15 protein-coding genes are annotated in these 17,356 nt (G+C 45.3%); 5 read left to right on the plus strand and 10 right to left on the minus strand.

The genetic code is table 11. The features are described 5' to 3' along the window. Window position 1 precedes the first annotated feature (1 nt). From CWI78_RS12985 to CWI78_RS01900, 3 genes are read right to left on the minus strand one after another with little or no spacing between them, the layout of a single operon-like run. Complete coding sequence (locus CWI78_RS12985; protein WP_276567873.1) at window positions 2–124, minus strand: hypothetical protein; 123 nt, start codon at window positions 122–124, stop codon at window positions 2–4. Further along, entirely contained in the window at window positions 111–1,547 is a 1,437-nt protein-coding gene (locus tag CWI78_RS01895; RefSeq protein WP_126779721.1) for a sodium:solute symporter family protein, read from the minus strand. Before CWI78_RS01895 ends, CWI78_RS12985 begins: the two co-directional genes overlap by 14 nt. Beyond that, complete coding sequence (locus CWI78_RS01900; RefSeq protein WP_126779723.1) at window positions 1,540–2,031, minus strand: hypothetical protein; 492 nt, start codon at window positions 2,029–2,031, stop codon at window positions 1,540–1,542. The genes CWI78_RS01895 and CWI78_RS01900 overlap by 8 nt, the downstream gene beginning before the upstream one ends. Window positions 2,032–2,176: 145 nt before the next feature. On the opposite strand from CWI78_RS01900, the gene folK reads away from it, so the two are divergent. Further along, window positions 2,177–2,548 carry a 2-amino-4-hydroxy-6-hydroxymethyldihydropteridine diphosphokinase gene (gene folK, locus CWI78_RS01905; RefSeq protein ID WP_126779725.1) on the plus strand — a complete coding sequence of 124 codons (372 nt, stop codon included), beginning with the start codon at window positions 2,177–2,179 and terminating at the stop codon, window positions 2,546–2,548. Further along, the gene (locus tag CWI78_RS01910) at window positions 2,545–3,252 is read left to right on the plus strand and encodes an SDR family NAD(P)-dependent oxidoreductase (RefSeq protein WP_126779727.1); all 708 of its coding nucleotides are present in this window, start codon (window positions 2,545–2,547) and stop codon (window positions 3,250–3,252) included. The genes folK and CWI78_RS01910 overlap by 4 nt, the downstream gene beginning before the upstream one ends. A gap of 45 nt (window positions 3,253–3,297) precedes the next feature. Here CWI78_RS01910 and acnA read toward each other — a convergent pair whose 3' ends face one another. Further along, entirely contained in the window at window positions 3,298–5,967 is a 2,670-nt protein-coding gene (gene acnA, locus CWI78_RS01915; RefSeq protein ID WP_126779729.1) for an aconitate hydratase AcnA, read from the minus strand. 258 nt (window positions 5,968–6,225) lie between these two features. On the opposite strand from acnA, the gene tesB reads away from it, so the two are divergent. After that, the gene (gene tesB, locus CWI78_RS01920; RefSeq protein WP_126779731.1) at window positions 6,226–7,086 is read left to right on the plus strand and encodes an acyl-CoA thioesterase II; all 861 of its coding nucleotides are present in this window, start codon (window positions 6,226–6,228) and stop codon (window positions 7,084–7,086) included. Window positions 7,087–7,105: 19 nt separating this feature from the next. On the opposite strand, the gene CWI78_RS01925 is transcribed toward tesB, so the two are convergent. Together CWI78_RS01925 and udk are read right to left on the minus strand one after the other, a co-directional pair. Continuing rightward, complete coding sequence (locus tag CWI78_RS01925; RefSeq protein ID WP_126779733.1) at window positions 7,106–8,314, minus strand: NupC/NupG family nucleoside CNT transporter; 1,209 nt, start codon at window positions 8,312–8,314, stop codon at window positions 7,106–7,108. A 13-nt stretch (window positions 8,315–8,327) separates the two neighbouring features. Continuing rightward, complete coding sequence (gene udk / locus CWI78_RS01930; protein WP_126779735.1) at window positions 8,328–8,960, minus strand: uridine kinase; 633 nt, start codon at window positions 8,958–8,960, stop codon at window positions 8,328–8,330. A 213-nt stretch (window positions 8,961–9,173) separates the two neighbouring features. Here udk and CWI78_RS01935 point away from each other — a divergent pair, with 213 nt between their 5' ends. After that, complete coding sequence (locus CWI78_RS01935; RefSeq protein WP_126779737.1) at window positions 9,174–11,948, plus strand: M16 family metallopeptidase; 2,775 nt, start codon at window positions 9,174–9,176, stop codon at window positions 11,946–11,948. 44 nt (window positions 11,949–11,992) lie between these two features. Here the strand turns inward: CWI78_RS01935 and CWI78_RS01940 are convergent, their stop codons facing one another. After that, the gene (locus CWI78_RS01940) at window positions 11,993–12,688 is read right to left on the minus strand and encodes a 2OG-Fe(II) oxygenase (RefSeq protein ID WP_126779739.1); all 696 of its coding nucleotides are present in this window, start codon (window positions 12,686–12,688) and stop codon (window positions 11,993–11,995) included. A gap of 57 nt (window positions 12,689–12,745) precedes the next feature. Beyond that, entirely contained in the window at window positions 12,746–14,335 is a 1,590-nt protein-coding gene (locus tag CWI78_RS01945; protein WP_126779741.1) for an EAL domain-containing protein, read from the minus strand. A 168-nt stretch (window positions 14,336–14,503) separates the two neighbouring features. On the opposite strand from CWI78_RS01945, the gene CWI78_RS01950 reads away from it, so the two are divergent. Next, window positions 14,504–15,202, plus strand: coding sequence for a nucleoside-binding protein (locus CWI78_RS01950; RefSeq protein WP_126779742.1), 699 nt, complete (start codon window positions 14,504–14,506; stop codon window positions 15,200–15,202). Between the two features lie 44 nt (window positions 15,203–15,246). Here the strand turns inward: CWI78_RS01950 and CWI78_RS01955 are convergent, their stop codons facing one another. Both CWI78_RS01955 and CWI78_RS01960 read right to left on the minus strand, forming a co-directional pair. Beyond that, the gene (locus tag CWI78_RS01955) at window positions 15,247–15,765 is read right to left on the minus strand and encodes a porin family protein (protein ID WP_126779744.1); all 519 of its coding nucleotides are present in this window, start codon (window positions 15,763–15,765) and stop codon (window positions 15,247–15,249) included. A gap of 96 nt (window positions 15,766–15,861) precedes the next feature. Next, a complete protein-coding gene (locus CWI78_RS01960) occupies window positions 15,862–17,265 on the minus strand; it encodes a GGDEF domain-containing protein (protein ID WP_126779746.1) in 1,404 nt (467 codons plus the stop codon). Window positions 17,266–17,356 lie beyond the last annotated feature (91 nt).

Below are 17,356 nucleotides of genomic sequence, written 5' to 3' on the forward strand. Positions count from 1 at the left end.
ATTACCATATGGTTTTAGAAATAAAATCTTTAATAAACAGGCCCACTAACAATACCGGAGCCGCACAGGTCATTACCAGCGCCAGAGAAATCAACCATTCAAAAGCCAGTTCACTTATCAGCATGAATTTGTTCCCCTTCATCTAATTGGTTCCAGTCAAACTGCTTATTGCTACGCATAATACCGACTAAGCAAATGAGCCCGGAAACCGCGCACGATACCAATGCGGCAACATAAAAACCGATAACAAAGTAACCCAGCATACCGAAGAGTGTACCAAAAGCCATAGCACAAGCAGCATAACTACCCGTCAGGCGGCGCTGGTACAGCCCCAGCACTATCGGCCAAATAGTACTGGCAACGAAAGCCCCGGCAAAGTTCAGCAAGGCGCCTAACGTAGCAATACGAGGTAAGCACAATAACCAGGTCATGATACCCAGACCAAGAATACAGCTGCGATTAAAGCGCATTAAGGTTTTATCGCTTGCTTTGGGTTTCAGTTTTTTATGAAAGATATCTTGTGTAACTAAGTCCGAAGTTGCGGCAAGTAACGAGTCCAGACTAGAGGCCAGCGCAGAAAAAATCACAATAAAGACGATAACAGCACCGACTTTACCCAGCACAGCTGCGGCAACAGTAGGGCCAATCATGTCCGGGCTTGGAGGAAATATCCCTAGCTGCGGTGCAGCCAAAGCGATAAATCCTGTCACGATAGGAATAGGCAACCACAACAAGCCGCCGGTTAAGTAAGCTTTGTAAGCGACACCTTTTTTAAACGAAAGCGCCCGTGACCACCAGACGTTGGAGTGAAATATTTCGCCCAGCCCAAAGAAAATATTGTTAAACAAAAACATAACCGCGGCAGGGAATAACAGGTCCAGTAATTTCGGGTGCTCACTGGTGAGGTTACTGTGGATACTTTCCAAACCAACATTATCAATCAGCCAGTACGCGATGAAACTGACACCAACAATAATAATCAGCGCCTGAATAAAGTCGGTGGCAATAACGGCTCGCATGCCGCCAAATAAAGTATAGCCGACACAAATTACCAAAATCGTCGTCATGCCAATGTGGTAATCAAGGCCGCTAAGTGACTCCAGCAAAATGCCACCCGCCATGCCCAGACTGATTAACCAGCCAAACGCGTAGACAACAGAAATAATAATAAAGACGAGCCAGGCTAAATTACCATAGCGCAGACGAACAAAATCTCCGGAGGTGTAGCCATTAGGTAATAACTCTTTTATTCGCTTGGCCATTGGCGCAAATAGAATAAGACCTAGTGCGGCAAAGGAATACCCTATCATTCCCCAAATACCGAACTGATAAGTCAATTGAGGTGCCACCAGTGTGGTATTGCTGGTCACCCAGGTTGCCATGGCAGTTGCTGCAGCAAAAGCGAAACCAACATTTCGACCTGCTAAGGCAAAATCCTCGTGGGTGCGGTTTTTTCGCCCCAGCCAATAACCAAAAGCAACCCAAAACACCCCAAACAGGATGATAATAGTAATACCCGTACTCGTCTCTAATGCAAACTCAGTCATGATGCTTATGTTGTTTGGAATGTATCCATTGACGATGCAACAGCAGCAAGGTTGCTACCAACGTAATGAATATGACTAAACCAATAAAGAACAAGGTCAAAGCCTGCCACAAGGGGTAATGTTTTACGGTAACTTCAACGGTATTACTCACATAGCTTTGCCCGTCGGTATCTTCCGCCCGGGCACGTAAGTAGTATGTGCCGTTGCTAAATCCCGTTAACGAAATGTCTTTAAAATCACCGAGTGCAGGGAACTGACGAGTACTTTCTGTAAAATTCGAATCGCTGGCAACTTCAATGGTAACTCTGTTAAGCTCACTCATATCATTAGCACGAACAGAAACGGTAAAGTAACCTTCCTTGATGACGGCCTCAGGCCCGCTTAGCGTTAAGGAGCTTGCAAGCGTTGTGGTTGGCAATATGAAGAACATACACAAAACCAACAAAATATATCGATAGTTAAAGCAGCTTTTCTGTGTCGTCATTAAGACTTCTGCTCACCAGCGTTAGTTGAAATTTCAGGCTATCAGCAGATCTCCGCAATTTCAACTGTTTGAGTCTGTCATCTGTTTGGTGTTTTTACCCGTATTTAAATCAACATATTATTCACGTTTAGCGGTCAGATATTCAATGAAAAAGTATTTATGCAGTCTTGGCTCAAACATAGAGCCTCAAAGAAACTTTCCTCAGGCACAAGCTGCACTAAAAGCGTTGTCAGGCGATATTAGTTTCTCACGAAATATTCCGACCTCTCCGGTCAATATGAACACCGACAGAAATTTCTTAAATGCCCTGTTTATTATCCAAACGCCTATGACCGCTAACGAACTCAAATCTGAATTTAATAAAATTGAAGAAGCATTAGGTCGTGACCGCTCTGACCCGAAGAGAAGCTTGAAGGACCGCACCATTGATATTGATATTTTGGGGAGAGTAGAAGATAAACCTCAAGTCCCCGGCTATTTATCCTCCTTACTCACAGATTTAGGGCTTGCGTCATGAAAAAAACAGCACTTATTACCGGCGCAGGAAGGCGCTTTGGCTTTGAATTAGCAAAAGCACTACTGGCCGAGGGATATCAATTGTTTGCTCACTATAATAGCTCACGCGACGGCATTGATGAATTAGAGTCGTTGGGCGCTAAAGGGATACAGGCCGACTTTACCGACACAGCTAGTATCAAAGCGATGATCAAAACAATAAGCAATGCCACCAATTCCATCGAGCTTTTAGTGAATAATGCGTCCTGCTTTTTTGATAACGACACCGTTGATAACCATGAAAACGCGTTAGCAGCCGTATTTCAGGTTCACGGCATGGCGCCTTATTTGCTTATTAGTGGCCTTCAACAGCAACTTAGCCACTCAGAAAACGGACTGGTCATTAATATAACGGATATTTACGCCGACCGCCCTTCCACCGACTACATTGCCTATTGCGCAGCAAAAGCCGCACTGGCCAATATGACTCAGTCATTTGCCAAAACCTTAGCGCCATCGGTAAGAGTAAACGCGATTCAGCCAGGTCCTATTTTATTTTTGCCCGAGCATGATAAAGAGCATCGCCTAAAAGTTCTGGATGAAACACCTTTACGGGTGGAAGGTGGTTTAGAACCCATGATAGAAACAGTTCGCTTTTTACGCGATAACCCATTTATTACCGGAGAGTCGATTAAAGTCGATGGTGGCCGCGGCTTGATGATATAAAAAAACCCGGCTCAATGGCCGGGTTTCAGTTCACTATAGTGACTCTTATTTAAGCATTCCGCGCAATACGTAATGCAGGATACCACCACTTTTGTAGTAGCTCATTTCATTACCGGTATCGATACGGCACTTAACCTCAAACTCAACTTCGCTTCCGTCTTTGCGTTTAGCAACAACTTTCAGCATCTGTCCAGGTTTGAGATTCTCATCAAGGCCCAGAATCGATATCTGCTCTTCGCCGGTCAGCTTGTGTTCCTTAACACCCTCACCTTCAGCAAACTGCAGCGGCAGAACGCCCATACCCACCAGGTTAGAACGGTGAATACGCTCGTAGCTTTCAGCCAGTACGGCTTTAACGCCTAATAACGTTGTGCCTTTTGCAGCCCAGTCACGGCTTGAACCGGTACCGTACTCTTTACCGGCCAATACAACCAGCGGCGTGTCGTTTTCCATATACTTCATGGCAGCATCATAAATTGCCATCTGCTCGCCAGTTGGGATGTACTTGGTGTAACCACCTTCAACATCATCCAGCATCTGGTTTTTAATACGGATATTGGCAAAGGTACCGCGCATCATCACTTCGTGATTACCGCGACGCGAACCATAAGAGTTAAAGTCTTTAATTTCTACGCCATTTTCCTGCAGATACTTACCTGCCGGAGAATCCGGCTTGATAGAGCCTGCCGGTGAAATGTGGTCCGTCGTAATTGAATCAGCAAACACGGCCAGCACGTTAGCGTCTTTAATGTCGCTCGGTGCCTGTAGAGGCTTATCAATGCCCTCAAAGAACGGCGGATTCTTAACATAGGTAGAATCGTCCTGCCAGTTATAGGTATTGCCTTCAGCAACGCTAATTGACTGCCATTCCTCATCACCCTCGAAAACTTCGCCATATTCTTTGCCGAACATCTCGTTATCCACCATTTTCACGGCTTCAGCAATTTCTGAACTACTCGGCCAGATGTCTTTTAAGAACACGTCATTACCGTCAGAGTCTTTACCTAGCGGATCTTTACTCAAATCGGTACGTGTTGTACCCGACAACGCGTAGGCGACCACGAGCGGTGGTGACGCCAGCCAGTTCGCCTTAACTTCTGGGTGTACACGCCCTTCAAAGTTACGGTTACCTGATAACACAGAAGAGACGGTCAGATCGCCCTCAGTAATGGCTTCTGTTATTTCATCATCCAGCGGGCCCGAGTTACCAATACAAGTGGTACACCCATAGCCCACTAAGTTAAAGCCAAGCTTATCAAGATACTCATCCAAACCGGCTTTTTCGAAATAGTCGGTAACCACTTTAGAGCCTGGCGCCAGCGAGGATTTAACCCATGGTTTACGAACCAGCCCTTTTTCAACTGCCTTCTTAGCCACTAAACCAGCTGCCATCATGACACTGGGGTTCGAAGTGTTTGTACAAGAAGTGATTGCAGCAATGACCACATCGCCGTGCGACAATGAATAATCTTTGCCTTTCACCTGTACTTCTTTGTCTTTCTCACCCGATTTACCGTTAGTTTCCAGTATCAGGTCGAAATTACTGCCAAGCTGCTCCATATCCACGCGGTCCTGTGGACGTTTCGGGCCAGCCAGTGAAGCCGTAACGCTACTTAAGTCTAACTCCAGCGTATCAGTGTACTCCGGCTCGTTATCGTTATCGCGCCACAAGCCCTGCGCTTTAGAGTATTTCTCAACCAGCTCAATGGTTTCTTCATCACGACCTGACAAGCGGAAATAACGCAGGGTTTCATCATCGACCGGGAAGAAACCACAAGTTGCACCGTATTCAGGTGACATATTCGAAATGGTTGCGCGATCAGCTAACGGCAAGTTATCCAGACCCGGACCATAAAACTCAACAAACTTACCTACTACGCCTTTTTCACGCAGCATTTGAGTTACGGTTAATACCAAATCAGTCGCGGTAACACCTTCTTTCAGCGCTCCGGTCATACGGAAGCCAACAACCTCAGGTATCAACATGGAAACGGGCTGCCCCAGCATTGCGGCCTCGGCTTCAATACCGCCGACACCCCAGCCTAATACACCAATACCGTTGATCATGGTGGTGTGCGAGTCAGTGCCAACCAAAGTATCCGGGTAGGCAAAGGTTTTGCCATCTTCTTCTTTAGTCCAGACACTCTTACCAAGATACTCAAGATTAACCTGGTGGCAAATTCCGGTACCCGGTGGTACTACGCGGAAGTTTTCAAAGGCACCCTGCCCCCACTTAAGGAACTCGTAACGTTCTTTGTTACGTTCCATCTCCATGCGGACGTTTTCTTTAAAGGCTCCTTCAGTTGCGTATTTGTCTACCATCACCGAGTGGTCAATGACCAGGTCGACAGGCGACAACGGGTTAATGACTTCAGGGTCATGCCCTGCTTTCGCCACTGCGTCTCTCATTGCGGCTAAGTCGACAATACCCGGCACACCGGTAAAGTCCTGCATGAGAACCCGCGCCGGACGATACTGAATTTCGCGGTCGATTTTTTTCTTTTTCGACCAGTCAACCATGGCTTTTAAGTCGTCTTTCGTGACGGTTTCGCCGTCTTCATTTCGCAATAGGTTTTCGAGCAATACTTTCATTGAAGCCGGAAGTTTTGAAATGTCTCCTAAGGCTTCCTCTGCTTTAGGCAGGCTGTAGTAATGAAAGGTTTTACCTTTAACGTCTAACGTACTTAAGGTTTTCAGACTGTCTTTGCCTGACATAGATACTCTCCCATTCGCTTCTAAAAGCGTAGTTTTTAGCTCAACGGTCTTCTAAATATAGACAAACTGAACCGTTTCAGCCATTGAAATTGTGCTTTGATGAAAACATAAATCAACGTTTTGTGCCAATTAACTGGTGGTTAAGTACCCAGTTAAGCAACTATTTTTATTATAAATTGTGTTTATATTACATAGTCTGTAAAAAGCGTTTAAGATCAATAAACATCAGTCTTACCGAAATTAATAAGGACATAACGGATGAGTCAGGTACTCGACGATTTACTCAACTTACTGACCCTCGAGAGCATTGAAGACGGTCTTTATCGTGGACAAAGTCAGGATTTAGGCTTCGGTGCTGTCTTTGGTGGACAGGTTATTGGGCAAGCTCTGTCAGCGGCAAAAGAGACTTTACCGCAAGAAAGAGTCTGTCATTCGTTTCATAGCTATTTTTTACGCCCCGGCGATGCGAAAAAGCCTATTGTCTATGACGTGGAAACCATCCGCGACGGTAAAAGCTTTTCAGCCCGTAGAGTCAAGGCCATACAGTACGGTAAACCCATTTTTTACATGACGGCTTCATTCCAGCAACAGGAAAGCGGCTATGAGCATCAGGACACCATGCCCGAAGTTCCCGGCCCTGAGGGCTTAGTTTCAGACTTGGACATCTATCGCGAGCACGAAGAACTGATACCAGCACCACTGCGCAAAAAGTTCATTTGCGATAAGCCCATTGAAATGCGGTTTGTCACCCCCTACAACCCGTTTAAACCTGAAAAAGATCAGCCCCGACGTTACGTCTGGTTCAGAGCAAACGGTAACATGCCGGATGACCAACGCGTCCATAAATACCTGCTGGCTTATGCATCAGATTTTAACTTCTTGCCAACAGCTTTACAGCCTCATGGCGTCAGCTTTGCGCAACCCAATATGCAAGTTGCTACCGTCGATCATGCCATGTGGTTTCACCGGGACTTCCGTATGGATGACTGGCTGCTTTACGCAATAGACAGTCCGTCGGCCAGCGGTCAGCGTGGTTTAGTCCGCGGGCAGATATTCACACGTGACGGAGTGTTAGTTGCGTCGACAATTCAGGAAGGTGTCATGCGGGACCGCGGTTAAACGCGATCCCGATATTGATTTAGGTTAGTGATACAAAGAAGCCAGCGATTGCGGCACTCATCATATTTGCCAGAGTCGCGGCCAATAAGGCACGCATACCTAAACGAGCAATATCATGGCGTCTGCTCGGCGCCATACCACCTAACCCGCCCAACAAAATGGCAATCGATGAAAAGTTAGCGAAGCCACACAGCACAAAGGTAATGATCACCTGAGAGTTTTCACTTAACTGATCTTTGTAGTTAACAAAATCCAGATAGGCAACAAATTCGTTGATCACCAGCTTCTGACCAATAAAGCTGCCGGCCAGGTTCGCTTCGTCCCAACTCACTCCCAGTACATAAGCCACTGGCTGGAATACGTAGCCAAAAATTTGCTGTAACGTCAGCTCGGAATAACCAAACCAACCACCGACCCAGCCAAAAATACCATTAACCAATGCAATTAAAGCCACGAAGGCCAATAGCATGGCGCCAACATTCATCGCTAGTTGCAGGCCGCTGGATGCCCCTTGCGCTGCAGCATCAATCACGTTCGCAGAGTTATCTTCTACTTCTACTTCTTCCAGGTCGTTGCGTGGCTTTTCACACTCGGGAATCATCATTTTCGCCATGAGGAAACCGCCCGGAGCTGCCATAAAACTTGCTGCAATCAGGTACTTCAACTCAACGCCAACACCGGCGTAACCCGCTAAAACCGAGCCAGACACCGATGCCATACCACCGACCATAACGGCAAAAAGCTCAGAACGAGTCATAGTACCGATAAAAGGCCGCACCATCATCGGTGCTTCAGTTTGTCCGACAAAAATGTTGGCGGCCGCTGACATTGATTCAGGACGACTGGTACCCAGCAGCTTTTGCAAGCCACCACCTAAGATACGAATCACCCACTTCATAATGCCCAAGTAGTACAAAACTGAAATTAGGGAGGAGAAGAAAACAATAACTGACAAAACCTGAATAGCGAATACAAAGCCAAACTCTTCTGAGGCCAGGTTACCAAACAGAAAATCGATACCCGCTTTAGTGTAACCTATGACAGCCGAGACGCCCTGCGCAAAACTGAACAGTAACTCCCGTCCAATAGGCACATAAAGTACAAAGCCAGCCAGTACCACTTGAATACCAAAAGCGCCAATAATTGTGCGCCAACGAATGGCTTTACGGTTCGTTGAAACCAAATATGCAACGATAAAAATGACGGCAACGCCGAGAATACTATTCATAAAAGAACCAATTTTATTCCGCCAGCAACTGACGTATTTTTGTTTTTATAATATCAATGGCGATTTCGTTTTGACCACCGCGAGTGACAACGAGATCAGCAAACTGCTTAGACGGGAATATAAAGTCAAAGAATGCGGGACGAACATACTGCTCATATTGCTCAGTAACCGACTGCAACGTACGGCCACGCTCTTCAATATCGCGCTTAATACGGCGCAGCAGACAAATGTCCAAAGGCGTATCCATAAACACCGAAATATCGAATTGCTCACGTAGCTTTTCATCTGTTAATAATAGAATACCTTCAACCATCACAACTTTAGCCGGTGCAACCCGTATGGATTCTTCCAGTCGAGTATGAGTGGTATGGCTGTACTGCGGCATATAGACGGCTTCGCCGGCCTTTAGCTGTCGCAAATGTTGCATCAGCAAATCGTGTTCGAAAGCGGCAGGCTGGTCATAATTCGTTAAAACCCGTTGCTCCATGGTCATATGACTCTGGTCACGGTAGTAAGCATCTTCGGCCAGAATAGCAATACCGTCAGTTCCTAACTCAGCCACCAACTCCTGATACACCGTTGAGGCAAACAGGCTCTTTCCTGACGCTGAAGCGCCAGCTATAGCTATCACTGTTATTTTACTCACAAGCTTCCGTTTCTATTTGCTGCAAACCGCGCGCAATTATCCTTGATTGTCTGTGTAATTAAAAGACTTGACTGCCACCTTTATTCCCACAATTTCTCAGCGTAGGTTTCCAGATGTTTAATTTCGTTACAATTTAGTCTAAACATAAGCAGGCACATTAACCGTTCCTCTCGTATAGTAAGTTGGCTTAATAAAAATAATCCAGGAACTCTTATGAAAATGATAAAAACCCTAACCGCTATGGCTGTTACCACCGCACTGTTAGGCGGCTGCCAGGCAACTCAATCAGCAGATAATCAACAAACTGTGAGTCAGTCGCAGTTTCCGGAAGTCAAAGTAAACTACGAGAGCTTTACGCTGGACAATGGACTGACCGTTGTAGTGCATGAAGATCGTAAGGCCCCAATTGTCGCCGTTAACGTTTGGTACGCAGTGGGCTCTAAAGACGAAGAACCCGGCAAAACCGGTTTTGCCCATTTATTTGAACACCTGATGTTCAACGGTACCGAAAACTACGACGATGAGTACTTTGGCCCGTTTGAACGTGCCGGTGCAACCGAAATGAACGGCACCACCAATAATGACCGCACCAATTACTTTGAGAACGTTCCTACCCCTGCGCTGGATATGGCACTGTGGATGGAGTCCGACCGTATGGGCCACCTATTAGGGGCTGTCACTCAGGACAAGCTGGACGAGCAACGCGGTGTTGTTCAGAACGAAAAACGCCAGGGCGAAGCTCAGCCTTACGGTAAAGCGTGGTCTCACATTGCGGAACAAACCTTCCCTGAAGGACACCCGTACTCTTGGTCGGTTATCGGCTCAATGGAAGACTTAAATGCTGCCTCCCTTGATGACGTACACCAATGGTTTGAAGATTACTACGGTGCAGCAAACGCAGTCTTAGTTTTAGCTGGTGATATTGATGTTGAAACGGCGAAAGAGAAAGTCACGAAATACTTTGCCGATATCGGCCCCGGTAAGCCGTTACAAAAACAAGAAGCCTGGGTTGCTAAACGTGACGAACAAAAACGCGCAACCATGGAAGATCGCGTACCGGCTCCTCGCGTCTATAAAGTGTGGAATACCGCACAAATGGGAACCGCAGACTCTGAATACCTTAGCTTGCTCGCCGACATTCTTGCTAACGGCAAAAACTCACGTCTATACGAGCGCTTAGTATACAACGAGCAGATCGCCAGCTCTGTTAGTGCGTTCCAGTATGGTCGAAAACTGTCTGGGCAATTTTTTATCACGGCCGACGCCAAACCGGATGTCGAACTTGAACGGATTGAAGCCATCATTGATGAAGAAGTTGCGCGTTTAATTAATGAAGGCCCGACCGCAGCGGAACTACAACGTACCAAGTTCAGCACAACCGCAGACTTTGTACGCCGCGCTGAAAAAGTCGGTGGTTTTGGCGGTAAATCCGATATTCTGGCTTCCGGCGCTGTTTACCATGACGATCCCGGTTTCTATGCACAAGAGATGGAATGGACTAAACAAGCCTCTGTTAATAATCTTCAAAATGCTGCAGAACAATGGTTAAGCTCTGGCGACTTTGTTCTTAATGTTGTACCGCAACCAGAATATGCTGCGCAGGAAACCAATACTGATCGCTCACAATTGCCAGACGTTGGTAACTTACCTCAGCTGGAATTGCCGACAATAGAACAGTTTACTTTATCTAATGGTTTAGATGTTTATCTCGCCCAGCGTAGCGATACCCCTACCATCGAAATGAGCCTGGTCTTTGACAGTGGCTATGCCTCCGATGTTGGTGCAAAACTAGGAACTGCCAGTTACACCATGTCGATGCTGAAAGAAGGGACGGAAAACCTGAGCGCGTTAGAACTTAATAAACGTCTGGAGTCTCTGGGAACCAACTTAAATGCATCAGCCAGTCTGGACAGCTCGCGCATCAGTATGGATACCTTAAGCGTAAACTTTGCCGAAAGTTTATCGCTAATGAACGATATTCTACAAAATCCTGCGTTCGCAGAAGAGGAAATTGAACGTAAACGTTCAAACTGGTTAGAGCAAATTCGTAAAGAAGAAGCTCGTCCCCAAACTCAAGCACTACGAGTTTTACCAGGATTAATGTTTGGTGAAGAACACGCTTACAGCCAACCATTAACCGGTTCGGGTACACCTGAGTCAATCAAGTCATTAGCCCGTGAAGATTTAGTTCAGCACGCACAAACCTGGTTGCGCCCAGATAACGCGAAACTTGTGATTGTTGGTGATACCACAGTTGAACAAGCGCAAAAATTATTAGAAGAACAGTTTGCCAGTTGGCAAGCCCCAGCTTCTGATAAACCAGAAAAGACGCTTGATTCTTCTATGGCATCAGAAACCAGCCGCGTATTCCTGATTGATAAACCCGGAAATCCGCAGTCCGTAATCATTGCCGGTCAAATGGCTCCATCAGGTCAGGTCGACAACGCCGATACGGTTGATGTCATGAACACCATTCTTGGTGGCAGTTTCACCAGTCGTCTGAACATGAACTTACGTGAAGACAAAGGCTGGTCATATGGCGCTCGTTCTATCTGGCTGGATAATGAAGGCCCTGGCTTGTTAGTGGCTCTGGCTCCGGTGCAAACCGATAAGACCAAAGAGTCTATTGAGGAAATTATCAAAGAGTTTACTCAATACGAAGACGATAAGCCTGCAACCGCCGACGAACTGGCAAAAGTAAAAGCCAATAAAACGGCTAAATTACCTGGCGCCTACGAGACAAAAGGCAGCTTGCTAAGCGGTTTAGTCAGCACCTTCAATAAGGGAAAAGATGTTGAGTACCTTGAAAACTATGGTCAACGCATAAACGCCATTACGCTTGAAGACATTCAGCAAAATGCGGACAAGGTTTTAACACCTGATGCTATGACCTGGGTTATCGTTGGTGACTTAGCGGAAATTGAAGAAAAAGTGCGCTCACTGAACTTAGGTGAAGTCACTATTCTGAGTGAAAGCGACGTTAAATAATATCGTCTCCCCCAGTCGTTCTGACTGGGGGAATTCCTCTCTCATTACTCACCAAATAGTTGCTCTGCGCGGCTGTGCAGGATCCAGCTGGTTAAAATGTACTTATCATTTGAGACAGGCATTCTGCCTCTGTGAGTGTGAGTAAAGTAAGCCGGCGCTATGACCATTTGACCCGCTTTTGGCTTTAGTGAGCGTTCCTGATAATAAAAATCGGTTTCCCCCCCTTCATCGACATCATTCAGGTAATACATAAACAATAAAGCCCGATGCAATGGCTCTGTCGAACCTCTCTGAGGAAACGCCTCGCAGTGCCAATAATTATAATTGCCTTCGCCTTTTTGATAACGCTGCATTTGTATTGCACCAACGCGAAACAGCTTTTGCATAATCGCCATTTCGTTACCTTTTGCAATCTCGTCAAAATTATCATGAGTTAAAGCGACGGGTTGTTGAGTTTTCGGGTGCTGCAAAGTCAGTGCCACCGGTGCAATCAAGGCAAAATGATACTTTTTAAAATACGCCAAAGCATGCTCTGCTGTTGTTTGCTGTATCTTCAGCAGCAACTCTTGGTATTCCGCGTGATTGTTCAACGCTAAATCGGTGCTGGACTTTTTGCTCACATCAACGCCCCCTCCGGTACGCCCCTGGAAGGTATGCGGCGACTTTTCGAAAACCGTAATAAGCTGTTGGCACAGTTCGGAGGATAAGGCGTTGTCGTAGGTTTCGATAAAATCATTCATAACGAGGACTCTTTTCAATAACTATACGCTTGGGCTAAAAAACGTTTCAAAGCAGGGTTAGTTTAATACGCGGCTAACTTCCGGTGATGGTTTACCAATATAGTACCCCTGCAAATACTCAATTTGCTGATCACACAAGTAACCGTTAACGTCTTCACTTTCAACAAATTCGGCTACGATTGGAATGTGTAACTCCTTACAAATACTGATTAGTCCGTTAAGAATACTGGCACTGGTTGGGTCATTCAGTACGTTCTGAACAATACTCCCATCAATCTTCAGATAATCTGGACGCAAGCTTATCAGACGCGAGAAGTTTGAATAGCCAACACCAAAATCATCTATGGCAATTTGACCCCCTAAGCGTCTGACTTCTTTAGCAAAAGCCTGAACTTTAGTGAAGTCCTCTGTTGATTCAGTTTCAGTTATTTCAAAGATAAGCTGGGCTTTTTTGTGCTCAGCCAAAACATAATGAATAAAGCTTACCGTTTCTTCATTTAAGATATCTTCAATCGATAGGTTCACCGATATAGCCACCTGATAATGCTCTGAGGTCAGTACCGCCTGTTCGATAACAGAGCGGGTAATTTCGCAGTAGTATCGTGTTGTTTTTGCTTTATCCAAAAACAATCCCGGGGCCAAATCTTTATTGTTGTCTCTTAAACGAACTAAAGCTTCGTAATAACTTGGTTTATCCTTTTTCGTACTTTTAATTGGCTGGTAATAATTCACAAAACGGTGATCAACCAGTGCTGACTGAATTTTAGGTATCCAGTTAACATTATTTTCTTTGAGAAAATCACGTTCATACACCACTTCAATTTTGTAACCGGAATAAATTGTTTTTGCTTTCGATAAGGCGCTTTCTGCCAACTGTAGCTGCTTATTGCGACCCACTCCCATACCAATAGCAATATCCAGAGCCACGTCACTATTCGCGACCTTTAATTTCTTCGAAGATAATACCTGACAGAAGCTTAAAAGGTGATCTTCGAATAAGTTTGGGATCATTCTGAAATCGGGGATCAAAGCAAATTTATCGCTGTATAACCGGTAAATATTAATATGCTTACTTCGTAAAAATGCCGATGCCCAGACACTAAATTCACGCAATAACTGGTCGCCAAATTCTAAACCGTGAAAATCTGCGTAGCTTCGGAATTTACGAATATCCAATACAGCAATACACTGAGCCCCTACTCGCTTTAAATCGTTCAGCAAGTCAACTCGGGTCGGAAGTCCGGTAACCTGGTCAAATCTCGCTTCCTGCAGCAGCTCATCAAGATACATTTCGCGAGAAATATCCTGAAACAATAAAACCTGTTCGGTTAAATAACCGTCGGTTTCGTAAAGTGGGATAGCAATACAACGACACCAGTTGCTGCGACTATTACTATCAAGGCAAAGTGTACCGTTCCATGCATCGCCATTATCTGAGGCTTGTTTAATCGCAGCGGTTACTTTCTTACGGTGATCAGCATGCAAGAATTTAGAAAAAGCGGTAGTTTGCTTTAAATAGTGAATATCTAATAACTTATGAAGAGGTTCACTCATCCATCGGATGTTGCCTTCAGGCGACAACCGCGCACATAAGGCTGTAGATTCAAGCGTATTAATGTACTGCTTCAACAAAAATTTATCACGCATGCATGCTCAGTCTAAGTCGGCGAAAGTAAATGTTAGCTTTTTGTAATGTACCGAATTCGCTGAGATAATAACAGACCATAACAAAAGATATTTACTTAACCTGCCCCATCGAATCCCGTATAATCCGCTCAAATTTTGAGTCATCAGATCACCACCGGATATTACGTCATGAAAAAACTGATTTTTACGTTCCTTTTATGCAGTTTCATTTCTTTTACTGCTAACGCTGAAAAATACTGGTCTGATACCAGCTTAACCTACCTGAACGGCAGCGATTACGAAGCCGGCGACCCTGATCGTCAGGTACTGACTTTTGAATACGCTGGAGGCTACAGCTGGGGTAAAATATTCACTTTTGCCGACAGATTGGAGTCTGACAACAACGATACAGAAACCTATATTGAGTTATCACCTGAGTTTTACTTACTTGAGTTTAACGACAGCCCGGTTAAAAACCTCAGCTTTACCACCACAGCTGAAATTGGCGATGGCTTTACCAATTATTTATACGGCATTGGTGCAGCGTTTGAAGTTCCCGGGTTTCAGTACTTGGAACTTGATGCCTATAAACGTAATAACGATGGTTTACCTAACAATTATCAGTTAACAGCAACCTGGGGACTACCGTTCTCAGTCGGTGATACCGAATGGTTATTTGACGGATTCATCGATTACGCGTCAGGCATCAGTAACGTCGGTCCGGCTAATCTTAACTTTACCTCTCAGTTAAAGTGGAACATTGCACCTTACTTTGAGTTATCAGCACCACTTTATATCGGTATTGAATACGTTTACTGGCGCAATAAATTCTATATTGATGGATTAACAGAGAAAAACCCTAACCTTCTGGTTAAGTGGCACTTTTAACGAAAAAAGGGGCTTAAAGGCCCCTTTTTCTTAAAACACTCAGCTTAAAATCGATAAGTCACACCGATATTTAACGAGTTAATGGTGTACTCATCTTTATCAATTAACTTGATCCAGTCAATAAAATACGTGGTTCTGGGGTTGCGATCATACTGGATGCCGGCGCCGTAGCTCAGGCTGTTTAAGGTCTTATCCTCTCCTCCAACCATAAACTTGCCACGAGAGAAGCCCCCGGTAACGTACAAAGCGACTTCAGGTGATAAATACAAACGAGGTTTAGCCAAAAGGCTGGCTGCGTAGTCAGTTTCAAACTTCACACCGTTATCACTACTGCTGTTAACACCGAAGCCATAACGGGCTTCCGCCGATAAGCTGTTATTGTACCGATAGCCTAACATGAGATTAATCACATGCGGCGTAAATGAGGGCGAACCGTCAAGCTCAGCATCGACATTAAGCTGAGCTAACGCTCCCGCGCCGTAATAACCACTGTCCTGCGCCTGAGAAAACACACTGAAAAACAAAAAGGCACTACCACACACAGCGGCTTTAAAAAACGTCATACAACTTCCTTACTCACGTGGTTATTTGAATAAAGCCTAGTTTATCAGAATCTGTAACCGTTTCTGCACCACCTAAAAATATGATACGCATGAACTTTACCTCTCTATGCGATTCTTTCCATGTCTTTTCGCCGCTAATAAAGCTCTGTCTGCACGGTCAATCGTTGCCATAACGTGTTCATTAGAAACCACCTCAGCCACCCCGAAACTGAAGGAAAAATAATGCTCAGTACCGACCAGCATGGTTTTGCTAATTTCAGTTCGCAATCTTTCGGCGGTTTCTTCTGCATACTTAACCGAGCTCTCCGGTAATAGAATCATAAACTCATCACCGCCGAAACGCCCCAGCAAGTCGCTACTTCTTAGCGCTGAAGCCACTTTATTGGTTATCTGAACTAAGGCTTGGTCACCAGCAATATGCCCATAGCTATCATTAATGTTTTTAAAGTCATCGACATCGAACATGATCAAAGAAATGGGTTTATTTTGACGTTTGCTCAGCTTGATTAAAACATCTGCGCTCTGCATAAAGTGTTCCCGCGATGCCGTCCTTGTTAGGCCATCCTCTGACACTTGTCGGGTAAGCAGCTGATTATGAGCAATGAGTGCAGGAACCGTTAGCCCAAACCAGGCACTGGCGGCAATAACTGTGACAGCAAATTGATAGACAATGGCGTAGTCCATTAACTCCAGAAGTCCGACAGATAGTGCTGTAGCGGTGCTGAATAGTGCTAAAGCAATAGCCGTGTTAAGAGGCGATTCGGTATAAGAAACCCACAATAAAGGCAAGATGAGGAAAAATATCGAAAAAGCCGCTTCATCTTTATCTGCTGTAACCGTTAAGACCAAGCACAGTGCTAATAACACCAGAATAAGTAAAACTTTCCAGACAAAAGAGCTTTGGCTTCCTGTCTTGACTCTAAAGCTTAACCCGCCTAACCATTGTTCCAATTCCTGGTAACGCCAACTCATTAACCCGATAAAAATCGGCGACAACACGATAATGCCGCTCATGTCACCTATCCACCACGGTAACCAGGTGTACCAAACAACATTGGCTTCAAGCATCCCCCGTGCTGCCATGACTTCCGTCCCAAACCATGCGGCAAATAAAGACGAAACAGCAGCAATTCCCAGAAAAGCCATGATGGTACTTGCCAAACCGTGGCTGCCCAAACGCGTCAGCTTCGATCTCAATAGCCAGGCTCCAATGAAATATGGAGTACAATGAGCAACGCCAAATATTACCCCGGTTGCGACCGCCTCCCGGACAACCACTTCATCGCCGTATAAATCCGTAACCCATAGGGTAGATAAGACGCCAGCTACTAGCAGAGCCGGCAGGGCTTTCCAGCGCATAACTAAAAGCGCCGCAAAGGTTAATCCGGCCGGCGGAAACCATATACTAGCGTGGGGGGCGTACTCCATAATGGCAGCGACCCGCCATAAAACGACCCAGCTAATGATTAATAACAAACTTCTCAATAAATACTGACGCAAAATAAATCTTTTAATTTAAACAGAATGAATAGCCCTACTGTTATCACAAACCACGATAAAGGCAACTATTAAACCCATTGACTTCACCTTT

The sequence above is a fragment of the Idiomarina ramblicola genome (assembly GCF_003987255.1).
GTDB classification, from domain to species: domain Bacteria; phylum Pseudomonadota; class Gammaproteobacteria; order Enterobacterales; family Alteromonadaceae; genus Idiomarina; species Idiomarina ramblicola.